Annotated in this window: 12 protein-coding genes; 6 read left to right on the top strand and 6 right to left on the bottom strand. The window is 61.1% G+C overall.

Annotated features, from left to right (window positions below; translation table 11 throughout):
* The first annotated feature begins 169 nt into the window (after positions 1–169).
* The 6 genes from ade to msrA all read left to right on the top strand — a co-directional run bounded on the left by ade (position 170) and on the right by msrA (position 6025).
* Positions 170–1975, top strand: a complete 1806-nt coding sequence (gene ade, locus TRIHO_RS01355; RefSeq protein ID WP_068239596.1) for an adenine deaminase — start codon at positions 170–172, stop codon at positions 1973–1975.
* Positions 1968–3434: an AMP nucleosidase gene (locus TRIHO_RS01350; RefSeq protein WP_068239593.1), complete on the top strand. Its 1467-nt coding sequence runs from the start codon at positions 1968–1970 to the stop codon at positions 3432–3434. The genes ade and TRIHO_RS01350 overlap by 8 nt, the downstream gene beginning before the upstream one ends.
* Positions 3435–3578: 144 nt before the next feature.
* Positions 3579–3872 carry an HU family DNA-binding protein gene (locus TRIHO_RS01345; protein ID WP_005618395.1) on the top strand — a complete coding sequence of 98 codons (294 nt, stop codon included), beginning with the start codon at positions 3579–3581 and terminating at the stop codon, positions 3870–3872.
* Between the two features lie 164 nt (positions 3873–4036).
* Entirely contained in the window at positions 4037–4939 is a 903-nt protein-coding gene (locus TRIHO_RS01340) for a DMT family transporter (protein WP_068239590.1), read from the top strand.
* A 124-nt stretch (positions 4940–5063) separates the two neighbouring features.
* Complete coding sequence (msrB, locus tag TRIHO_RS01335) at positions 5064–5513, top strand: peptide-methionine (R)-S-oxide reductase MsrB (protein WP_068239930.1); 450 nt, start codon at positions 5064–5066, stop codon at positions 5511–5513.
* The gene (gene msrA / locus TRIHO_RS01330; protein ID WP_068239587.1) at positions 5510–6025 is read left to right on the top strand and encodes a peptide-methionine (S)-S-oxide reductase MsrA; all 516 of its coding nucleotides are present in this window, start codon (positions 5510–5512) and stop codon (positions 6023–6025) included. Before msrB ends, msrA begins: the two co-directional genes overlap by 4 nt.
* A gap of 80 nt (positions 6026–6105) precedes the next feature.
* Here the strand turns inward: msrA and TRIHO_RS01325 are convergent, their stop codons facing one another.
* The 6 genes from TRIHO_RS01325 to TRIHO_RS01300 all read right to left on the bottom strand — a co-directional run bounded on the left by TRIHO_RS01325 (position 6106) and on the right by TRIHO_RS01300 (position 16958).
* Positions 6106–8112, bottom strand: a complete 2007-nt coding sequence (locus TRIHO_RS01325; RefSeq protein ID WP_068239584.1) for a hydantoinase/oxoprolinase N-terminal domain-containing protein — start codon at positions 8110–8112, stop codon at positions 6106–6108.
* Positions 8113–8180: 68 nt separating this feature from the next.
* Positions 8181–9224, bottom strand: coding sequence for a tRNA epoxyqueuosine(34) reductase QueG (gene queG, locus TRIHO_RS01320; protein WP_068239579.1), 1044 nt, complete (start codon positions 9222–9224; stop codon positions 8181–8183).
* A 44-nt stretch (positions 9225–9268) separates the two neighbouring features.
* Positions 9269–9934, bottom strand: a complete 666-nt coding sequence (gene fzlA, locus TRIHO_RS01315) for an FtsZ-binding protein FzlA (RefSeq protein ID WP_068239576.1) — start codon at positions 9932–9934, stop codon at positions 9269–9271.
* Positions 9935–10000: 66 nt separating this feature from the next.
* A complete protein-coding gene (gene mtgA, locus TRIHO_RS01310; protein ID WP_068239574.1) occupies positions 10001–10741 on the bottom strand; it encodes a monofunctional biosynthetic peptidoglycan transglycosylase in 741 nt (246 codons plus the stop codon).
* Between the two features lie 167 nt (positions 10742–10908).
* Positions 10909–15441 (bottom strand): glutamate synthase large subunit, encoded by a 4533-nt coding sequence (gene gltB, locus TRIHO_RS01305; protein ID WP_068239571.1) that lies wholly within the window; start codon positions 15439–15441, stop codon positions 10909–10911.
* Positions 15442–15515: 74 nt separating this feature from the next.
* Positions 15516–16958, bottom strand: coding sequence for an NAD(P)-dependent oxidoreductase (locus TRIHO_RS01300; RefSeq protein WP_068239567.1), 1443 nt, complete (start codon positions 16956–16958; stop codon positions 15516–15518).
* Positions 16959–17040 lie beyond the last annotated feature (82 nt).

Genomic DNA, 17040 nt, shown 5'->3' with positions numbered 1-17040 from the left:
CTGCCAACCCGCATCCCGGACATCCCCCAGTCTCTGTGCCCGAGAGAGGCGATGCGAACGCTTGGGGACCGCGTTGTCCAAGGGTCCGGTATTTGTGCTGGGTCATGTCACTGTTATGATCGCGGATTAGGGGACTTGCACCCTCGTACGCAATCATTAACAGTAGGCCATGACACACAAGACCTTTCCAAGCTGGCCCGACGTCGCCCCCCAACTGATCGAAACCGCCGCCGGACGCGCGCCCGCCGACATGGTGATCCGCAATGGATCCTGGGTGAATGTCCACACGCGTGAAGTGCTGGACCAGCACGATATTGCGATCAAGTCAGGGCGGATCGCTTATGTGGGCCCCGATGCTTCGGCAATGATCGGTCCGGATACCCAAGTGGTCGAGGCCGAGGGACGGTACATGATGCCGGGGCTTTGTGATGCGCATATGCACATCGAAAGCGGCATGCTGACACCAGCGGAATTCGCCCGCGCAGTGATTCCCCACGGCACCACCTCGATGTTCACCGACCCACATGAGATCGCCAATGTGCTCGGTCTTGAGGGCGTGCGGCTGATGCATGACGAGGCGCTGCTGCAGCCCGTCAATATCTACACGCAGATGCCCTCCTGTGCGCCCTCGGCGCCCGGACTGGAAACCACCGGCTATGAGATCACGGCCGAAGATGTGGCAGAGGCGATGCACTGGCCCGGGATCATCGGCCTGGGTGAAATGATGAACTTTCCCGGTGTTGCCATGGGCGACCCCAAGATGCTGGCAGAGATCGCCGCGACCCAGCGCGCGGGCAAGACGGTCGGCGGGCATTACGCCTCTCCCGATCTGGGGCCGGATTTTGCCGCCTATGTTGCCGGCGGTCCGGCAGATGATCACGAAGGCACCTGCGAAGCGGACGCGATTGCGCGCATGCGGCAGGGCATGCGGGCGATGGTGCGCCTGGGATCGGCCTGGTACGATGTCGAGGCGCAGATCACCGCGATCACTGAAAAAGGGTTGGACCCGCGCAATTTCATCCTCTGCACCGATGATTGCCACTCCGGCACTCTGGTCAATGATGGCCATATGAACCGGGTTGTGCGCCACGCCATCGAATGCGGGTGCGACCCGCTGATTGCGCTGCAGATGGCCACAATCAACACGGCAACGCATTTCGGCCTGGAACGCGAGATCGGCTCCCTCACCCCGGGACGACGGGCCGATGTCATCCTGACCTCTGACCTCCGCTCGCTGCCGATCGAAGTGGTGATTGCTCGCGGCCAGATCGTCGCGGAATCAGGCTCTATCAAGGTGGAATGTCCACATCTGGACTGGCCCGAGAGCGCCAGAGGGACGGTGCATCTCGGCCATGAACTGGCGGCTGGCGATTTCGAACTCGCCGCACCGGACGGGGCAAATTCTGTCACCGCGAATGTGATTGGCGTGGTTGAAAACCAGGCCCCGACCAAAGCGCTCAAAGCGGAGCTTCCGGTGGTGGACGGTTTGGTTGAAGGGCGCGACGACATCTGCCAGATTGCACTGGTCGAACGGCATCAGGCGACGGGCGGTGTCACCAACGCCTTTGTCTCCGGCTTTGGCTATGCGGGCGATATGGCGATGGCCTCCACCGTGGCCCATGACAGCCACCATATGATCGTCGTCGGCACTGACCGCGCCCAGATGGCGCTGGCGGCCAACCGGCTGGCGGAGGTCGGTGGCGGCATCACCCTGTTCCGCGACGGCAAGGAGCTGGCGCTGGTGGAGCTGCCGATTGCCGGCCTGATGTCTGACCGGCCCGCAAGCGAAGTCGCCGCCAAGGCGCAGAAACTGGTCGAGGCGATGCAGGCGTGCGGCTGCACCTTGAACAACGCCTATATGCAGCACTCGCTGCTGGCGCTGGTGGTGATACCGGAACTCCGGATCAGTGACCTTGGGCTGGTGGACGTGCGCACCTTTAAGAAAATTCCAGTAATCGAGCCTTTTAATGAATGACATAACTTCCCCCGACGTCCCCGCAAGCGAAAGCTTTACCGATCCAAAAGCCGCGGTTGCGCGGTTGATCGCGCTGTATGATACGGCCACCAACTTTCTTTGCGACCAGTTCATCGCCGCGATGAGCGCGGGCGCCGCGCCGGGTTGCCGCATGCGCGCCTTCTACCCCGAGGTCCGTTTCACGACGACGACCTATGCGCAGGTGGACAGCCGCCTCAGCTTTGGCCATGTGGCAGACCCCGGCACCTATGCGACCACGGTGACGCGGCCGGAGCTGTTTGCGCATTACCTCGAACAACAGATTGGCCTGTTGATCAAGAACCACGACCAGCCGGTCACGGTTGGCGTGTCCAACACGCCGATGCCGGTGCATTTCGCGGTCGCCTCGCGCCCCGGTCTGACCGTCCCGCAGGAAGGCGCGGCGCGTTTCCCGCTGCGGGATGTCTTTGATGTGCCGGATCTGGCCACCACAAACGACGACATCGTCAACGGCACCTTTGTGCCTGTGAACGGTGTCGGTGCGCTGTCGCTCTTCACGGCGCAGCGGGTGGACTACTCGCTGGCGCGGCTGGCCCATTACACGGCCACCGATCCGGATCATTTCCAGAACCACGTGCTGTTCACCAACTACCAGTTCTATGTCACCGAATTCGAGGCCTATGCCCGCGCGCAACTGGCTGACCCCGACAGCGGCTATTCCAGTTTCGTGTCCACCGGCAATATCGAGATCACCGAGGCCGATGGCGAATTGCCGACCTCGCCCAAGATGCCGCAGATGCCGACCTACCATCTGAAGCGCAAGGACGGGAATGGGATCACCCTGGTCAACATCGGCGTTGGCCCGTCCAATGCAAAGACGGCAACGGATCATATCGCGGTGCTGCGGCCGCATGCCTGGCTGATGGTGGGACACTGCGCCGGACTGCGCAATAGCCAGGCTCTGGGCGACTTCGTTCTGGCCCATGCCTATCTGCGTGAGGATCACGTGCTGGATGACGACCTGCCAGTCTGGGTGCCGATCCCGGCGCTGGCGGAAATCCAGGTCGCCCTGGAAGAGGCGGTGGCGCAGGAAACCGGCCTTTCCGGCTATGACCTCAAGCGGATCATGCGAACCGGCACTGTGGCCAGCCACGACAACCGCAACTGGGAGCTGCGCGACCAGTCCGGGCCGGTGCAGCGGCTGAGCCAATCGCGCGCCATCGCGCTTGATATGGAAAGCGCCACGATTGCTGCCAATGGCTATCGGTTTCGGGTTCCCTACGGCACCCTCCTGTGCATCTCTGACAAGCCACTGCATGGCGAGTTGAAGCTGCCGGGCATGGCTTCCGACTTCTACCGCACCCAGGTTTCCCGGCATCTTTTCATCGGGGTCAAGGCCATGGAGCAGCTGCGGACGATGCCATTGGAACGGCTGCACAGCCGGAAACTGCGCTCTTTTGACGAAACCGCCTTCCTGTAGGGGCGAAAATATGCTGTTTTCCACCGAAAATCGCTTGATTGGCGCTTGATCTTGGTCGCTACGCGTTGTGTTGTCCCACAACATAACGCTAATGTTACGCGATGAGGCCCCACCACGTCGGGCAGTTTCAAGGAGAGCAAAGTAATGTCCAAACCGATGACCAAAACTCAGCTTGTGGCAGCACTGGCTGAGGAAATGGACAGCGACAAGAAGACCGCTGGCGCCGCGCTGGATGCCGTCTGCAACTTGATCACGCGCGAAGTGTCTGGCGGCGGTGCCGTGACCCTTCCGGGTGTCGGCAAGATCTACTGCCGCGAGCGTCCTGAGCGCGAAGTGCGCAATCCGGCCACCGGTGAAAAGTTCATGAAAGAAGCGGACAAGGTCGTGAAAATGACCATCGCCAAGGCGCTGAAAGACAGCGTAAACGGCGACGCCTGATCTGTCTCACGGATCTGTCTACAAAGCTTCGGGGCTGCCCAATCGGGCAGCCCTTTTGTATTGTACCAATCCCCCTGCAGGCTCTGTTCACCGCCAGAAGAACTGGCTAGCGTGCCGCCAAGATCCAGACCCGGAGACCTCCGGCACCAGAAAAGGGGCGAAGAATGGACCTGAAATCCGTCGCGATGGGGCTGGCCTTTGCCCTGATGTGGTCCTCTGCGTTTACATCCGCCCGGATCATTGTCGCCGACGCGTCGCCGCTGTTTTCTCTGGCGCTGCGGTTCCTCATCTCGGGGATGATCGGTGTGATGATTGCCCGTGCGATGGGGCAATCATGGCGGCTGACGCGCCCGCAATGGAAAGCAACGATCCTCTTCGGGGTTTGCCAGAACGCGCTCTACCTCGGGCTGAACTTTGTGGCCATGCAATGGATCGAGGCGTCGCTGGCTGCGATCATCGCCTCGACCATGCCGCTGCTGGTGGCGTTGGCCTCCCTGGCCTTCTTTCGCGAGACGATCCGCCCGCTTGGCGCCCTGGGGCTGGTGGCCGGAGTGCTTGGCGTGATGCTTATTATGGGCACCCGGATAAGCGCTGGCGTCGATCTGCTCGGCATCACCCTCTGCGGCGTCGGTGTGCTCGCCCTGACTGCTGCCACATTGGCCCTGCGCGGTGCCACATCTGGCGGAAACTTCATGATGGTTGTGGGGCTGCAGATGCTGATCGGCTCCGCTGTGCTGATCCCGGCGGCGCTCGTCTTTGGAACCATTCAGATCACCCCCTCCTGGCCGCTGTTGTTCGCCTTTGCCTATACCACTTTTGTCCCTGGCCTTGCGGCGACGCTGATCTGGGTGATGCTGCTGAACCGGATCGGGGCCGTCCGTGCAGCAACGTTTCACTTTCTCAACCCGGTGTTTGGTGTTGCGATTGCGGCCCTGTTGCTGGGCGAAAGCCTGGGCTGGCTCGACCTGATCGGCGTCGGGGTTGTCACCCTTGGCATTCTGGCGGTGCAACTGTCCCGCCAACCCCCACGTTCGCGCGGGGTGGCGCCGCAATCCGCACCGGGATGACCCCTGCGCAGGGATCACGGGCTGTCATACCTTGGTGACCGCAATCTTCTACTTGTGGTTCCGGGTTTGAAAGCGCAATCTGCGACCCCATCTAATGGTGCACAAGACACGGTGGGAGGGCCCCATGACGACATTTTTCAAAGATCCCGACGCAATCGCTGCATTGTCGGAAGAAGCGTTCTACGTCACGCAACAGTCTGGCACCGAGCGGCCGGGCACGGGCAAATTGCTCAACAACAAGGAGCCCGGTCTCTATGTTGATATCGTCTCGGGCGAGCCGCTGTTTGCCTCGGCCGACAAATACGAATCCGGTTGCGGTTGGCCAAGCTTCACCAAGCCGATCAAACCCGCCCATGTGCAGGAAATCGAAGATCGCAGCCTTGGCATGATCCGGACGGAAGTCCGCTCCACCCATGGCGACAGCCACCTCGGACATGTGTTCCCGGACGGTCCCGCCGACCGCGGTGGCCTGCGGTATTGTATCAACTCCGCCTCGCTTCGTTTTATCCATCTCGACGACATGGCAGACGAAGGCTATGGCGACTACATCAACCAAGTGGAGGATCACAGATGAGCAAGACCGAACGCGCTGTACTCGCTGGAGGGTGCTTCTGGGGCATGCAAGAACTGATCCGCGCACGCAAGGGCGTGATTGCCACGCGGGTCGGCTATACGGGCGGTGATGTTCCCAATGCGACCTACCGCGACCATGGCACCCATGCCGAAGGGATCGAGATCATCTATGATCCCGAACAGACCTCCTATCGCGAGATGCTGGAATTCTTCTTTCAAATTCACGATCCCACGACGGAAAACCGGCAAGGCAATGATCTCGGTGCCAGCTACCGCTCTGCGATTTACTATGTCGATGCCGACCAAAAGGCGGTGGCCGAAGATACCATCGCGGATGTCAACGCGTCCGGCCTATGGCCTGGACAGGTCGTGACAGAACTGGAACCCGTCGGTGCGTTCTGGGAGGCGGAGCCGGAACATCAGGATTATCTGCAACGGCTTCCAAACGGGTATACCTGCCATTTCATCCGGCCGGACTGGGTGCTGCCCAAACGAACGGAAGCAGCAGAATAGCCCTGTTTAGAGCCTGATATTGGTCTTTTCAGCCCTCCCCTGCACGGGCGAGGGCCGTTCTTTATCGTGAGAGGCGTTTCTCAATCCTGTGCCACGCGCGGGCGGGCGCTAGCCTCTACTGTCAGGACCGCTTCGACAAAAACCTCGCGCGATTCGACCTGAGCGGTGCGAATGTCCCGGCTAACATGGACGTGGATCTCTCCGGCACCTGCGGCGGTCACGGCGGCAACGACCTGCTGCCGGAGTGCCTCTTCCATGGCGTTCAAAGCAACGGCGCTTTCGCTAAAATCTTGTGGGCCCTGGTCAAAATGCACCCGGAACCGCCCCTCGGACGGGGCTGTCACGGTGCCACTACGCCGCTGGGTGATCCGCCCGACCACCGCGCCAATGGCATTGGCAACGTCCGCATGTTTGGGCAGGACCATGTTGCAGCCCAATCGTTTGCCCACCGCAGGATAGTAGGACGAGGCCGACGCGCCGAGACCAATCACATCCAGATTAAGCCGCGCATCCAGCGCGATGACACCCCGATGTTGCGCCAGCCCGCGATGCAGCAGGATATGCCGAGCGAGCAATTTGGGATCGCCGGGGATCAACTCTTGTTCTTCGGAAAAAACAGTCTCTAACAACGCCAAAGCGGTCTGTTCGGTCAGCTGATCCACAATCATCCGCGCAGCCGTCTTGGCATCTTGGGCAAGGCGGTCGCCGCTGCCCACGCGGCGGCGTGCAAAGATCTCCAGCGCTTTTTCGGCGGCATCCCGGTCCCAGTCGGCGGCTTTGTTCAGCACATGGCTCGCATCAGTGGGCGTGACACTTGCGACCTGAACCAGCCCGCGCTCCACCAGGCGGTTCAGCGCGCCCTGCTCTCTTCGGCTGCGCAGTATCGCCCCCATCGGATGCACGCCAACACCGATACGAGCCAGGATCTCGGCATCCCGTTCAGCGAGGCCCATGGTGGGCTGGTTGCCGACGTCACGCACAAAACGGCCATCATATTCGCCAACAACCGTCGCCCGCATCTGCGCATCAAGGGCGGCATGCACCACGTCTGGCGCGTCGGCCGCGATCAGCGCAATCGGCAAAACCCGGCGGGGTCCAAGCGTTACGCCACCGGACAGCCCATCGCTGTTGAGATGCACCTGACTGTCCCCGCCCAGGCCAGACGTCCGCATCGCCACTGCTTCGACCATCGTCCGAAATCCACCGACCTGCGCGCCCTCCGGGTCGATTTTAGGCAGCCCCCCTTCGATCAATGCAATGTCTGTCGTGGTCCCGCCTATGTCGCTCACCAATGCGGTATCGGCGCCGGTCAGCCAACGTGCCCCAACAATAGAGGCGGCGGGACCGCTGAGGATCGTTTCGATCGGGCGCAGACGGGCCTGAGCGGCAGACATCAACGCGCCGTCGCCCCGTACCACCATCATCGGTGCCTCGATCCCAATCGAGGTCAGCGTCTCTGCCGCGCGCCCGATTAACCGGTCGATCATGCCGACAAGCCGCGCGTTCAGCACCGCCGTCAGCGCCCGCTTCGGCCCATTGAGCTTTGCGCTCAGCTGATGGGAACAGGTGACAGGAATCCCGGTACGATCCTGTATGAGCCGCGCCACCTCAATCTCGTGAGCCGGGTTACGAGTCGCAAACAGCCCCGCAACGGCAAAGCCACTGACATTGGCTTTTTCAGTCTCTAAAAAGGCCAACAGCGTCTCTGCATCAAGCGGTGCCGCTTCGCTGCCGGCATGGGTGTGGCCGCCGCTGAGGATCAGGGCAGGATCGCCTTTCAAAGCGTCACTCAGCCCATGCCGATCCAGATCTTGCTCGGCAAAGCCAATATAGATCAAGGCCACGCGACCGCCCTGACCCTCTACCAGCGCGTTCGTCGCAAGCGTCGTCGACAGCGCCGCCATCGAGACCTCGGCAGGTCGCACGCCAGCCTCAGACAGAACCGCCTGGACCGCACCACCAATCCCGACAGCCAGATCCTGCCGGGTTGTAAGCGATTTTGCAGAGGCCACCACCTCGTTTTCGTCTCGGATCAGAACGGCATCCGTGTAGGTGCCTCCGGTATCGACCCCAAGCAACAGCGACATTGCGACCTCATTTCCGTCTTGCTGGGTCCGGTTTAGCGTCCAGCGGCGTCACGTCCACTCTGTTTGCGTCATGACAGGCGCATGACCGCCCATTGTGCCGCATCCGCGACCGTGGGGTCTGGATCCGCGCACAGCTCCTGGGCCACGGACCGCAGCCGAGCCTCGCCCGAATTGCCGATGGCATAAAGCACGTTGCGCACAAACCGGTCCCGTCCAATGCGTTTGATCGGTGACCCGGCGTAGCGAGCGCGAAACGTCGCATCGTCCAATCGCGCCAGCTCGGCAAGCGGCGGCGCGACAGTCCCCTCGCGCGCGGCATAGCGGACGTCCGACGCCGCTACGGCGAATTTATTCCATGGGCACGCGGCCAGACAATCATCACAGCCATAGATCCGGTTCCCGAGCTTTGCCCGCAGGTCCTCTTCTATCGGGCCCTTGTGTTCGATGGTCAGATAGGAAATGCAGCGTCGCGCATCGAGCTGGTACGGCGCGGGAAAGGCATCGGTCGGGCAGGCCGAGAGACACGCCCGACAAGACCCGCAATGGTCAGGCTCTGCTGGATCAACAGCCAGCTCCAACGTGGTGAAAATAGACCCTAAGAAGGCCCAATTCCCCCAGTCTCGACTCAGGAGGTTGGTGTGTTTCCCCTGCCAGCCCAGGCCAGCGGCTTGACCCAGGGCCTTTTCCGGCACCGGCGCGGTGTCCACGAACACCTTCACCTGGGTCGCGTCGCCCGCCTCGGCGATCAGCCAGCGGGCCAGCCGCTTCAGCCGTTTCTTGACCAGATCGTGATAGTCCTTGCCTCGCGCGTAGACCGAGATTGCCGCCCGGTCCGGCAGGCCGACCACATCCATCGGATTTTCGTCCGGAGTGTAGCTCTCAGCCAGCATAATCACCGATTTTGCCTCCGGCCACAGGGCTGCAGGGTCCGCGCGCCAATTCACCCGTTCGGCCATCCAGGACATCTGGCCATGAAAGCCGGCGTCGAGAAACGCGTCCAGCCGCGCCGGCACCTCCGGCACGTCCCAGGGACGACAGATCCGTGCAGAGACAAACCCTTCGGCGCGCGCCTCGGCGACCAGCCGCTGTTTGAGATCCGGAGTGTCCGTCATCTGGAAAACCCCCTTCGGAATCCGCCATCGCACCCAATTGGGGATCAGAAATCGAGATCCGCATAGTGCGAGGGTGGCCGATAGCCCGGCACCTGATCGGCCAGAATGGAGCGAAAGGCGGGGCGCGATTTGATCTTGGCGTACCAATCCTTGACCACGGCAGACCGGTTCCAGTCCACATCAGAGATGTAGTCGAGTGAGGAGAGATGCGCCGCGGCCGCAAAATCGGCCAAGGTCATGTTGTCGCCCGCCAGCCAGCGGCGATGGTCCAGCAACCACGACATGTAATCAATGTGGTACTTGATCGCTTTGGCGCCCGATTTCACATTCGTGCTGTCGGGATAGCCCTCGCCGGTCATTTTCTTGTTCACGCGCTCGTACAAAAGCTTTGAGGTGACCTCGTGGTGAAACTTGTCGTCGAACCAGCTCACCAAACGGCGCACTTCCAGCCGTTCGGTGGCTTTCTTGGGCATCAGCGACGGGTCCGGGCGGGTTTCTTCAATGTACTCACAGATGGCGGCGCTTTCGGCCATCAAGATCCCATCGAGCCGCAACACCGGAACCTTGGCCGCAGGATTCCGGCGCAGAAAATCTGCGTCCTTCTCCCAATACCGTTCTTCGACAAGCTCCACCTCGATCTTCTTTTCCGCAAGGGACAGGCGCACCTTGCGACAGAAAGGGGATAGGGGGACGTGGTAGAGACGAGCCATGGCTGTCCTGAGCTCTCCGAATTTGAGGGGCGTATTCTCCAGCAATGCCTTGCTACGGCGAAAACTTCAATGCTGGAAACACGCCGCACGCCCATCACGTTCTATCGTGGCGGCCCCATCGGCAATCTGGCGAGCCCTTTTGCGCATGAAATCGCCGGGCTGCGCGGCCGAGCGTTTTTTCGGATTGGGCAGAAGTGCCGCGATCAAGGCCGCCTGTTGCGCGGTCAGCGCGTCGGGCGTTTTGCCGAAATAATGATCTGCCGCCGCATTGGCCCCAAAAATCCCTTCGCCCATCTCGGCAACATTCAGATAGACCTCGACGATGCGCCGCTTGCTCCAGGTTGCTTCGACCACTGGCGTGATGAAAGTCTCCAACGCCTTGCGCAGCCAACTGCGGCCCTGCCACAAGAAGACATTCTTGACCACCTGTTGGGTGATGGTCGAGGCCCCGCGATTTGCGCCAGCCTCCAACGCGGATCGGATGGCATCGACATCGAACCCCCAATGTTCGCAAAACCGCGCGTCCTCGGCCGCGACGACGGAGCGTGCCAAAACGGGTGCGATTTCCTCGATCGGGACCCAGCTTCGTTCGACGCTGCCAAGGCGACGGTATTCGGTCCAGATCGTATGGGTGACGGGCGGGTTCACAACGGAGAACAATGCGATCAGCAGCAACAGGAACACGATGCCGCCCAGGAGGGTGCGCAGCACCCATCGCCGTAAACGCAGGATGGTCGCGCGCAGGCTGAACCGCGCGGCGTTCGATTTGGAGGACCGGGACGTTTTCTTGCGCGCTGCCTTTGCCATGCCCCTCTATAGAACGGAGACCGGAGTGGCTCCAACAGCGAAAAGCACGCCGTCGGCATCTTGCTGCTACATGCGCCCCTGACAACAAAAAGACCCCGCTGGCCTGGGGCACAGCGGGGCTTAGGTTCAGGAATAAGAAGAACTCTTATTCTCGGGGATGGTGTCAGTTACTCGGCAGGGACTGCCGATTGTTCGACTGCGATCGGATGCGCCAGCTTGTTCAGCATTTCCTTGGGGCAGATCTGCAGGAAGTTCGACTTCTCGCTGTCCCAGTGCTGCAGGATTTCGGCGGCTTTGCGGCTGCCTGTTTCCTGCTGGTGCTGCTCGATCAGCGTCTTCAGTTCGGCTTCCCAATGGTCAACGGTGACCGGGCAGGTGACGATGCTTTCCATGTTCATCAGGTCCTGTGCCGTCCCCGATGGATCATAGAGATAGGCCATGCCACCGGTCATCCCGGCGCCAAAGTTTGCGCCGATGGTCCCGAGGATCACCGCAACGCCGCCGGTCATGTATTCGCAACCATTGGTACCGCAGCCCTCGATCACCACCTTGGCCCCCGAGTTCCGCACGGCAAAGCGTTCCCCGGCGCGACCGGCCGCAAAGAGGTACCCATCGGTGGCGCCATATAGGACAGTGTTGCCGACGATGGTGTTCTCCGAGGCCTGCAGCGGGCTGACCTGCGGCGGACGCACCACAATGATGCCGCCCGACAGACCCTTACCGACATAGTCGTTGGCGTCGCCGGAAACCTCCAGTTTCAGACCCGGCGCGGCAAAGGCACCCAGCGACTGACCGGCAGAGCCTTGCAGCTTTACCGTCAGATGGTCGGGTTGCAGTTTGTTGCGCATGCCAAAGTTCTGCACGATATGGCTCGATGTGCGGGTGCCCACGGTACGATGGGTGTTCTGTACTGCGTAGGACAGCTGCATCTTCTCGCCGTCCTTGAGGAACCGCGCGGCGTCGCACACGATTTCCGCATCCAGCGTATCGGGCACCTCGTTGCGCGGCTTCTCACGGTTGTAGACGATGCTGGCAGAGCCATCGACGGTGATCAGCAGCGGGTTGAGGTCAAGATCGTCGAGATGCGCGGACCCGCGCGAAACCTGCGCCAGAAGATCCGCACGACCGATCACCTCATCCAGGCTACGGGCCCCGATAGAAGCGAGGATTTCGCGCACTTCCTGCGCGTAGAAGGTGATCAGGTTCACCACTTTATCGGCGTTGCCGGTGAACTTGCCCCGCAGAGCCTCATCCTGGGTGCAGACACCGACAGGGCAGGTGTTGGACTGACACTGACGTACCATGATGCAGCCCATCGCGATCAGTGCGGCGGTGCCGATGCCGTATTCCTCGGCCCCCATCATCGCCGCCATGACGATGTCACGACCGGTCCGCAGGCCGCCGTCTGTCCGCAGGGTCACACGCCCGCGCAGATTGTTCATCGCCAGAACCTGATGCGCTTCGGTCAGGCCCATCTCCCACGGCAGGCCGGCATATTTGATCGAGGTGGCAGGCGATGCGCCGGTGCCGCCGTTGTGACCCGAGATCAGGATCACATCGGCCTTGGCCTTGGCCACGCCGGCTGCAATCGTGCCAACGCCCGAGGAGGACACCAGTTTCACCGTCACCTTGCAGCGCGGGTTGATCTGCTTCAGGTCATAGATCAGCTGCGCCAGATCCTCGATCGAGTAGATATCGTGGTGCGGCGGCGGTGAAATCAGCGTCACGCCCTTGGTCGAGTGACGCAGACGGGCGATCAGGTCGGTAACCTTCATGCCCGGCAGCTGGCCGCCCTCACCGGGTTTGGCGCCCTGTGCGACCTTGATTTCCAGCTCTTCACACTGGTTCAGATACTCGGCGGTGACACCAAAGCGACCCGAGGCGACCTGCTTGATCTTGGCCGACGGGTTGTCCCCGTTGGCTTCGGGTACGAAATGCGCCGGATCTTCGCCACCCTCGCCCGAGTCGGACTTGGCACCGATGCGGTTCATCGCAACGTTCAGCGTCTTGTGCGCTTCGGGGCTGAGCGCGCCCAGCGACATGCCCGGCGTGACAAAGCGTTTGCGGATCGAGGTGATGCTTTCGACCTCTTCAATCGGGATCGCCTTGCCCAATGGTTTGATGTCCAGAAGGTCCCTCAGATGGATCGGCGGGTTCGACTGCATCTTGGCCGAATACTGTTTCCACAGCTCAAAAGAGGCACGGTTGCAGGCCATCTGCATCATGTGCATCGAGGTCGCTTCCCACGCGTGGGTCTCGCCGGATTTCCGCGCCTTGTAGAAACCACCGATAGGCAGGATGCCTTCCGGCATGTTCCAGCCCTTGGCGTGGATTTCTTCTGCCTTGACCTGAATACCCGAGACGCCGATGCCGGAAATGCGCGAGGTCATGCCGGGGAAATATTCCGCGACCATGGCACGCGAAAGCCCGACGGCCTCAAAGTTCAGACCACCGCGATAAGAGGAAATAACCGAGATCCCCATCTTCGCCATGATCTTCAGCAGGCCCTGGTCGATGGCCTCACGGTAGCGGGCGACGTTTTCGCTCAGCGTGCCGTCCAACAGGCCGCGTTCAATCCGGTCTGCCAGAGAATCCTCGGCCAGATAGGCGTTCACAACGGTCGCGCCACAGCCGATCAGAACCGCAAAGTAATGCGGATCAATGCATTCTGCCGACCGCACGTTGAGCGAGCAGAAGGTGCGCAGGCCCTGACGGATCAGGTGAGAGTGCACGGCGGATGTCGCAAGGATCATCGGCATCGCGACCTTGCCCACGCCAGAGAACTGATCGGTCAGAACAATATGCCCGGCCCCGGAGCGAACGGCCTCTTCGACCTCTGACCGGATGCGGGCCAAGGCGGTATGCAGCGACTTCTCGCCGGGAGCGAAGGTACAGTCGATTTCTGCCAGTTTGGCACCGAGGTTTTCAACCAGATTGTCCCACTGCGCGTTGCCGACAAAGGGGCTTTCCAGCACCACGATTTCGGTCTGGGAGCTGTCCTCGTCCAGCACGTTCTTGAGGTTGCCGAACCGGGTCTTCAGGCTCATCACCCTGAATTCGCGCAAGGAATCGATGGGCGGGTTGGTCACCTGCGAGAAGTTCTGGCGGAAGAAATGGCTGAGCGGGCGGTACTGTTTCGACAGTACGGCAGAGGGGGTATCGTCCCCCATCGATGCAAGGCTCTCCTTGCCGTCTTCGGCCATCGGCGACAGGATCTGTTCCAGTTCTTCGATGGTATAGCCGGCAGCGATCTGGCGGCGGCGCAACTCTTCGCCCGAGAACAGCGGTGCTTCGGACACGCCCCCCAGCACCTCGTCCAGGTCGTTGACCTTTTCGACCCAATCGCCAAAGGGCAAGGCGCGGGAAAGTTTGTCCTTGATTTCAACGTCGTGGTACAGCTGGCCTTTTTGCATGTCCACGGCGAGCATCTGGCCCGGGCCCAACGCGCCCTTTTCGACCACGGTGGCCTCGTCGATGGGCACCATGCCCGCTTCGGAGCCGGCAATCACCAGCCCGTCGCCTGTCACCACATAACGCATCGGACGCAGGCCGTTGCGGTCAAGACCAGCACAGACCCAGCGGCCATCGGTCATCGCAAGGGCTGCGGGACCATCCCAGGGTTCCATCACGGCGTTGCAATAGGAATACATGTCGCGCCAGGCCTGAGGCAGCTCTTCGGCCTGTTTCGACCAGGACTCGGGCACCAGCATGGTCTTCGCCATCGGCGCAGACCGGCCGGCCCGCACCAGAACCTCGAACACGGAATCAAGCGCGGCAGAGTCAGACGACCCGTTCGCCACGATCGGTTTGATGTCTTCGGCATGGTCGCCAAAAGTTGCGCTTGCCATGCGGATCTCATGGCTTTTCATCCAGTTGAGGTTGCCCTTCAACGTGTTGATTTCGCCGTTATGCGCAAGCATGCGGAACGGCTGTGCCAGCCACCACTGCGGGAACGTGTTGGTGGAATAGCGCTGGTGATAGATCGCAAAGGCGCTCTCGAACCGCGCATCCATCAGGTCGGGGTAGAACACGGCAACCTGCTCGGCCAGCATCATGCCTTTGTAGATGATCGACCGGCAGGACAGCGATGCGATATAAAGCGCGCCAACCTGCGCCGCGGCCGCGGCCTTTTCGATACGGCGACGGATGACATAAAGCTCGCGCTCAAACGTTTCCTCGTCGACCCCTTTGGAGTTGGAGATCAGGATCTGCTCGATCTCCGGGCGGGTGGCGTTGGCTTTTTCACCCAGGCAGGTCACATCCACCGGCACATGGCGCCAGCCGTAGATATAGTAGCCCATGCGCAGCACTTCGGCCTCGACGATGGTCCGGCAGGTTTCCTGTGCACCGAAATCCGTACGCGGCAGAAAGACCTGCCCAACGGCCATCAGCTCGTCCTTGCGCGGCTCGTGACCGGTACGCTTCACCTGATCGTGGAAGAAGGGCACCGGAATTTGCACGTGGATACCCGCGCCATCGCCGGTCTTGCCATCCGCATCGACAGCCCCCCGGTGCCAGATCGCGCGCAGGGCGGCGATGCCGGCATCCACAACCTGACGGCTTTTGGAGCCATCGACGGACACCACGAGGCCAACACCGCAGGAAGAATGCTCTTCCTGTTCGGAGTACAGCCCGTTTTCAGCCATCCATTTGCGCTTTGCCTCTTCGGCGCGGACCCAGCTCTCATCGTATTTGGTCATTGTCTTCTCCTCTGCCTGGCGGTGGCGCCGCGCCTTGTTTCAGGGGCGCCCGACCGCTCGGAAAATTCCGTGAATTACTCGGCCGCGACAGCCTGGGTGATGTTGAACCGGTCAAGGATCGCCTCGGCACAATCGCGCCCGTCCTTGATCGCCCAGACCACAAGGCTGGCACCGCGCACGATATCGCCGACCGCATAGACACCGTCCAGATTGGTTGCCCCGGTGCGGAATTCTGCCTTGATCGTCCCCCAGCGCGTGACTGGCAGGTTCGATTGGCCCCAAAGGGTCGGCAGGTCCTCGGGTTCAAAGCCAAGCGCCTTGATGACCAGATCTGCGTCTTCAACGTAATCCGCGCCCTCGATCACTTCCGGGGCCTGACGCCCAGAGGCATCCGGCTGACCCAGACGCATTTTCTGCACCATAACGCCCGCGACCTTGCCGTCTGTGTCGGTGAAGCCTTTGGGCGCCGAGAGCCATTCGAACACCACGCCTTCTTCTTCGGCGTTTTGCACTTCGCGCTGCGAACCCGGCATATTCGCCCGATCGCGACGATAGAGACATTTGACCGAGTTCGCGCCCTGGCGGATGGAGGTCCGCACGCAATCCATGGCGGTGTCACCGCCGCCGATGACGACGACGTTCTTGCTCGCGGCGTTGTAGGTTCCGTCCTCATACTCCGGCACGCTATCGCCAAAATTGGCAACCCGGTTGGAGGCGGTCAGGAAATCAATCGCCTTGACGATCCCTGTCGCCCCGGAGCCGGGCATGGTCAGGTCACGGGATTTGTAAACGCCGGTGGCAATGATCACCGCATCATGTTTTTCGCGAATATCGTCAAAGGACATATCCACGCCGATATTGCAGTTCATTACAAAGGTGACACCGCCGTCTTCCAACAGCTTGTTGCGACGCATCACCACGTCTTTTTCCAGTTTGAAGCCGGGGATGCCGTAGGTCATCAACCCGCCCGCGCGATCATAGCGATCATAGACCGTCACCTGAACACCCGCCTTGCGCAGCATGTCCGCCGCCGCCAGCCCGCCTGGGCCTGCGCCGATGACACCGACAGATTCCGGGCGCTCGACTCGCGGCGCATTTGGTTTCACCCAGCCTTTTTCCCAGGCGGTGTCGGTGATGTATTTTTCGACAGCGCCGATCGTGACGGTGCCATGGCCGGATTGCTCGATCACGCAATTGCCTTCGCACAGGCGGTCCTGCGGGCAGATGCGACCACAAATCTCGGGAAAGGTATTGGTGGCCTGGCTGGTGGCATAGGCCTCTTCCAGGCGGCCCGTTGCCGTCAGATGCAACCAATCGGGGATGTTGTTGTGCAACGGACAATGGGTCTGACAATAAGGCACGCCGCACTGGCTGCACCGGCTGGACTGCTCTTCTGCCTTCGCCGCCGCGAATTCCGCATAGATCTCGTCGAAATCTTCCCTGCGTGTTTCAGCAGTTCGCTTCTCGGGCATATCGCGACTAATGTTCACGAATTTCAGCATCGGTTGCTTGGCCACGGCGGAACTCTCCTTCTGGCTGGCGGCGATCGTTCAGAACCTTCAAATTCGATAAACGTCAGCAATGCTGACCTATTTTCAG

It is taken from the genome of Tritonibacter horizontis, from assembly GCF_001518015.1.
Taxonomy (GTDB): Bacteria; Pseudomonadota; Alphaproteobacteria; order Rhodobacterales; family Rhodobacteraceae; genus Epibacterium; species Epibacterium horizontis.
The sequence above is the reverse complement of the archived record's forward strand: the minus strand, read 5'-3'. Positions and strand labels throughout refer to the sequence as shown.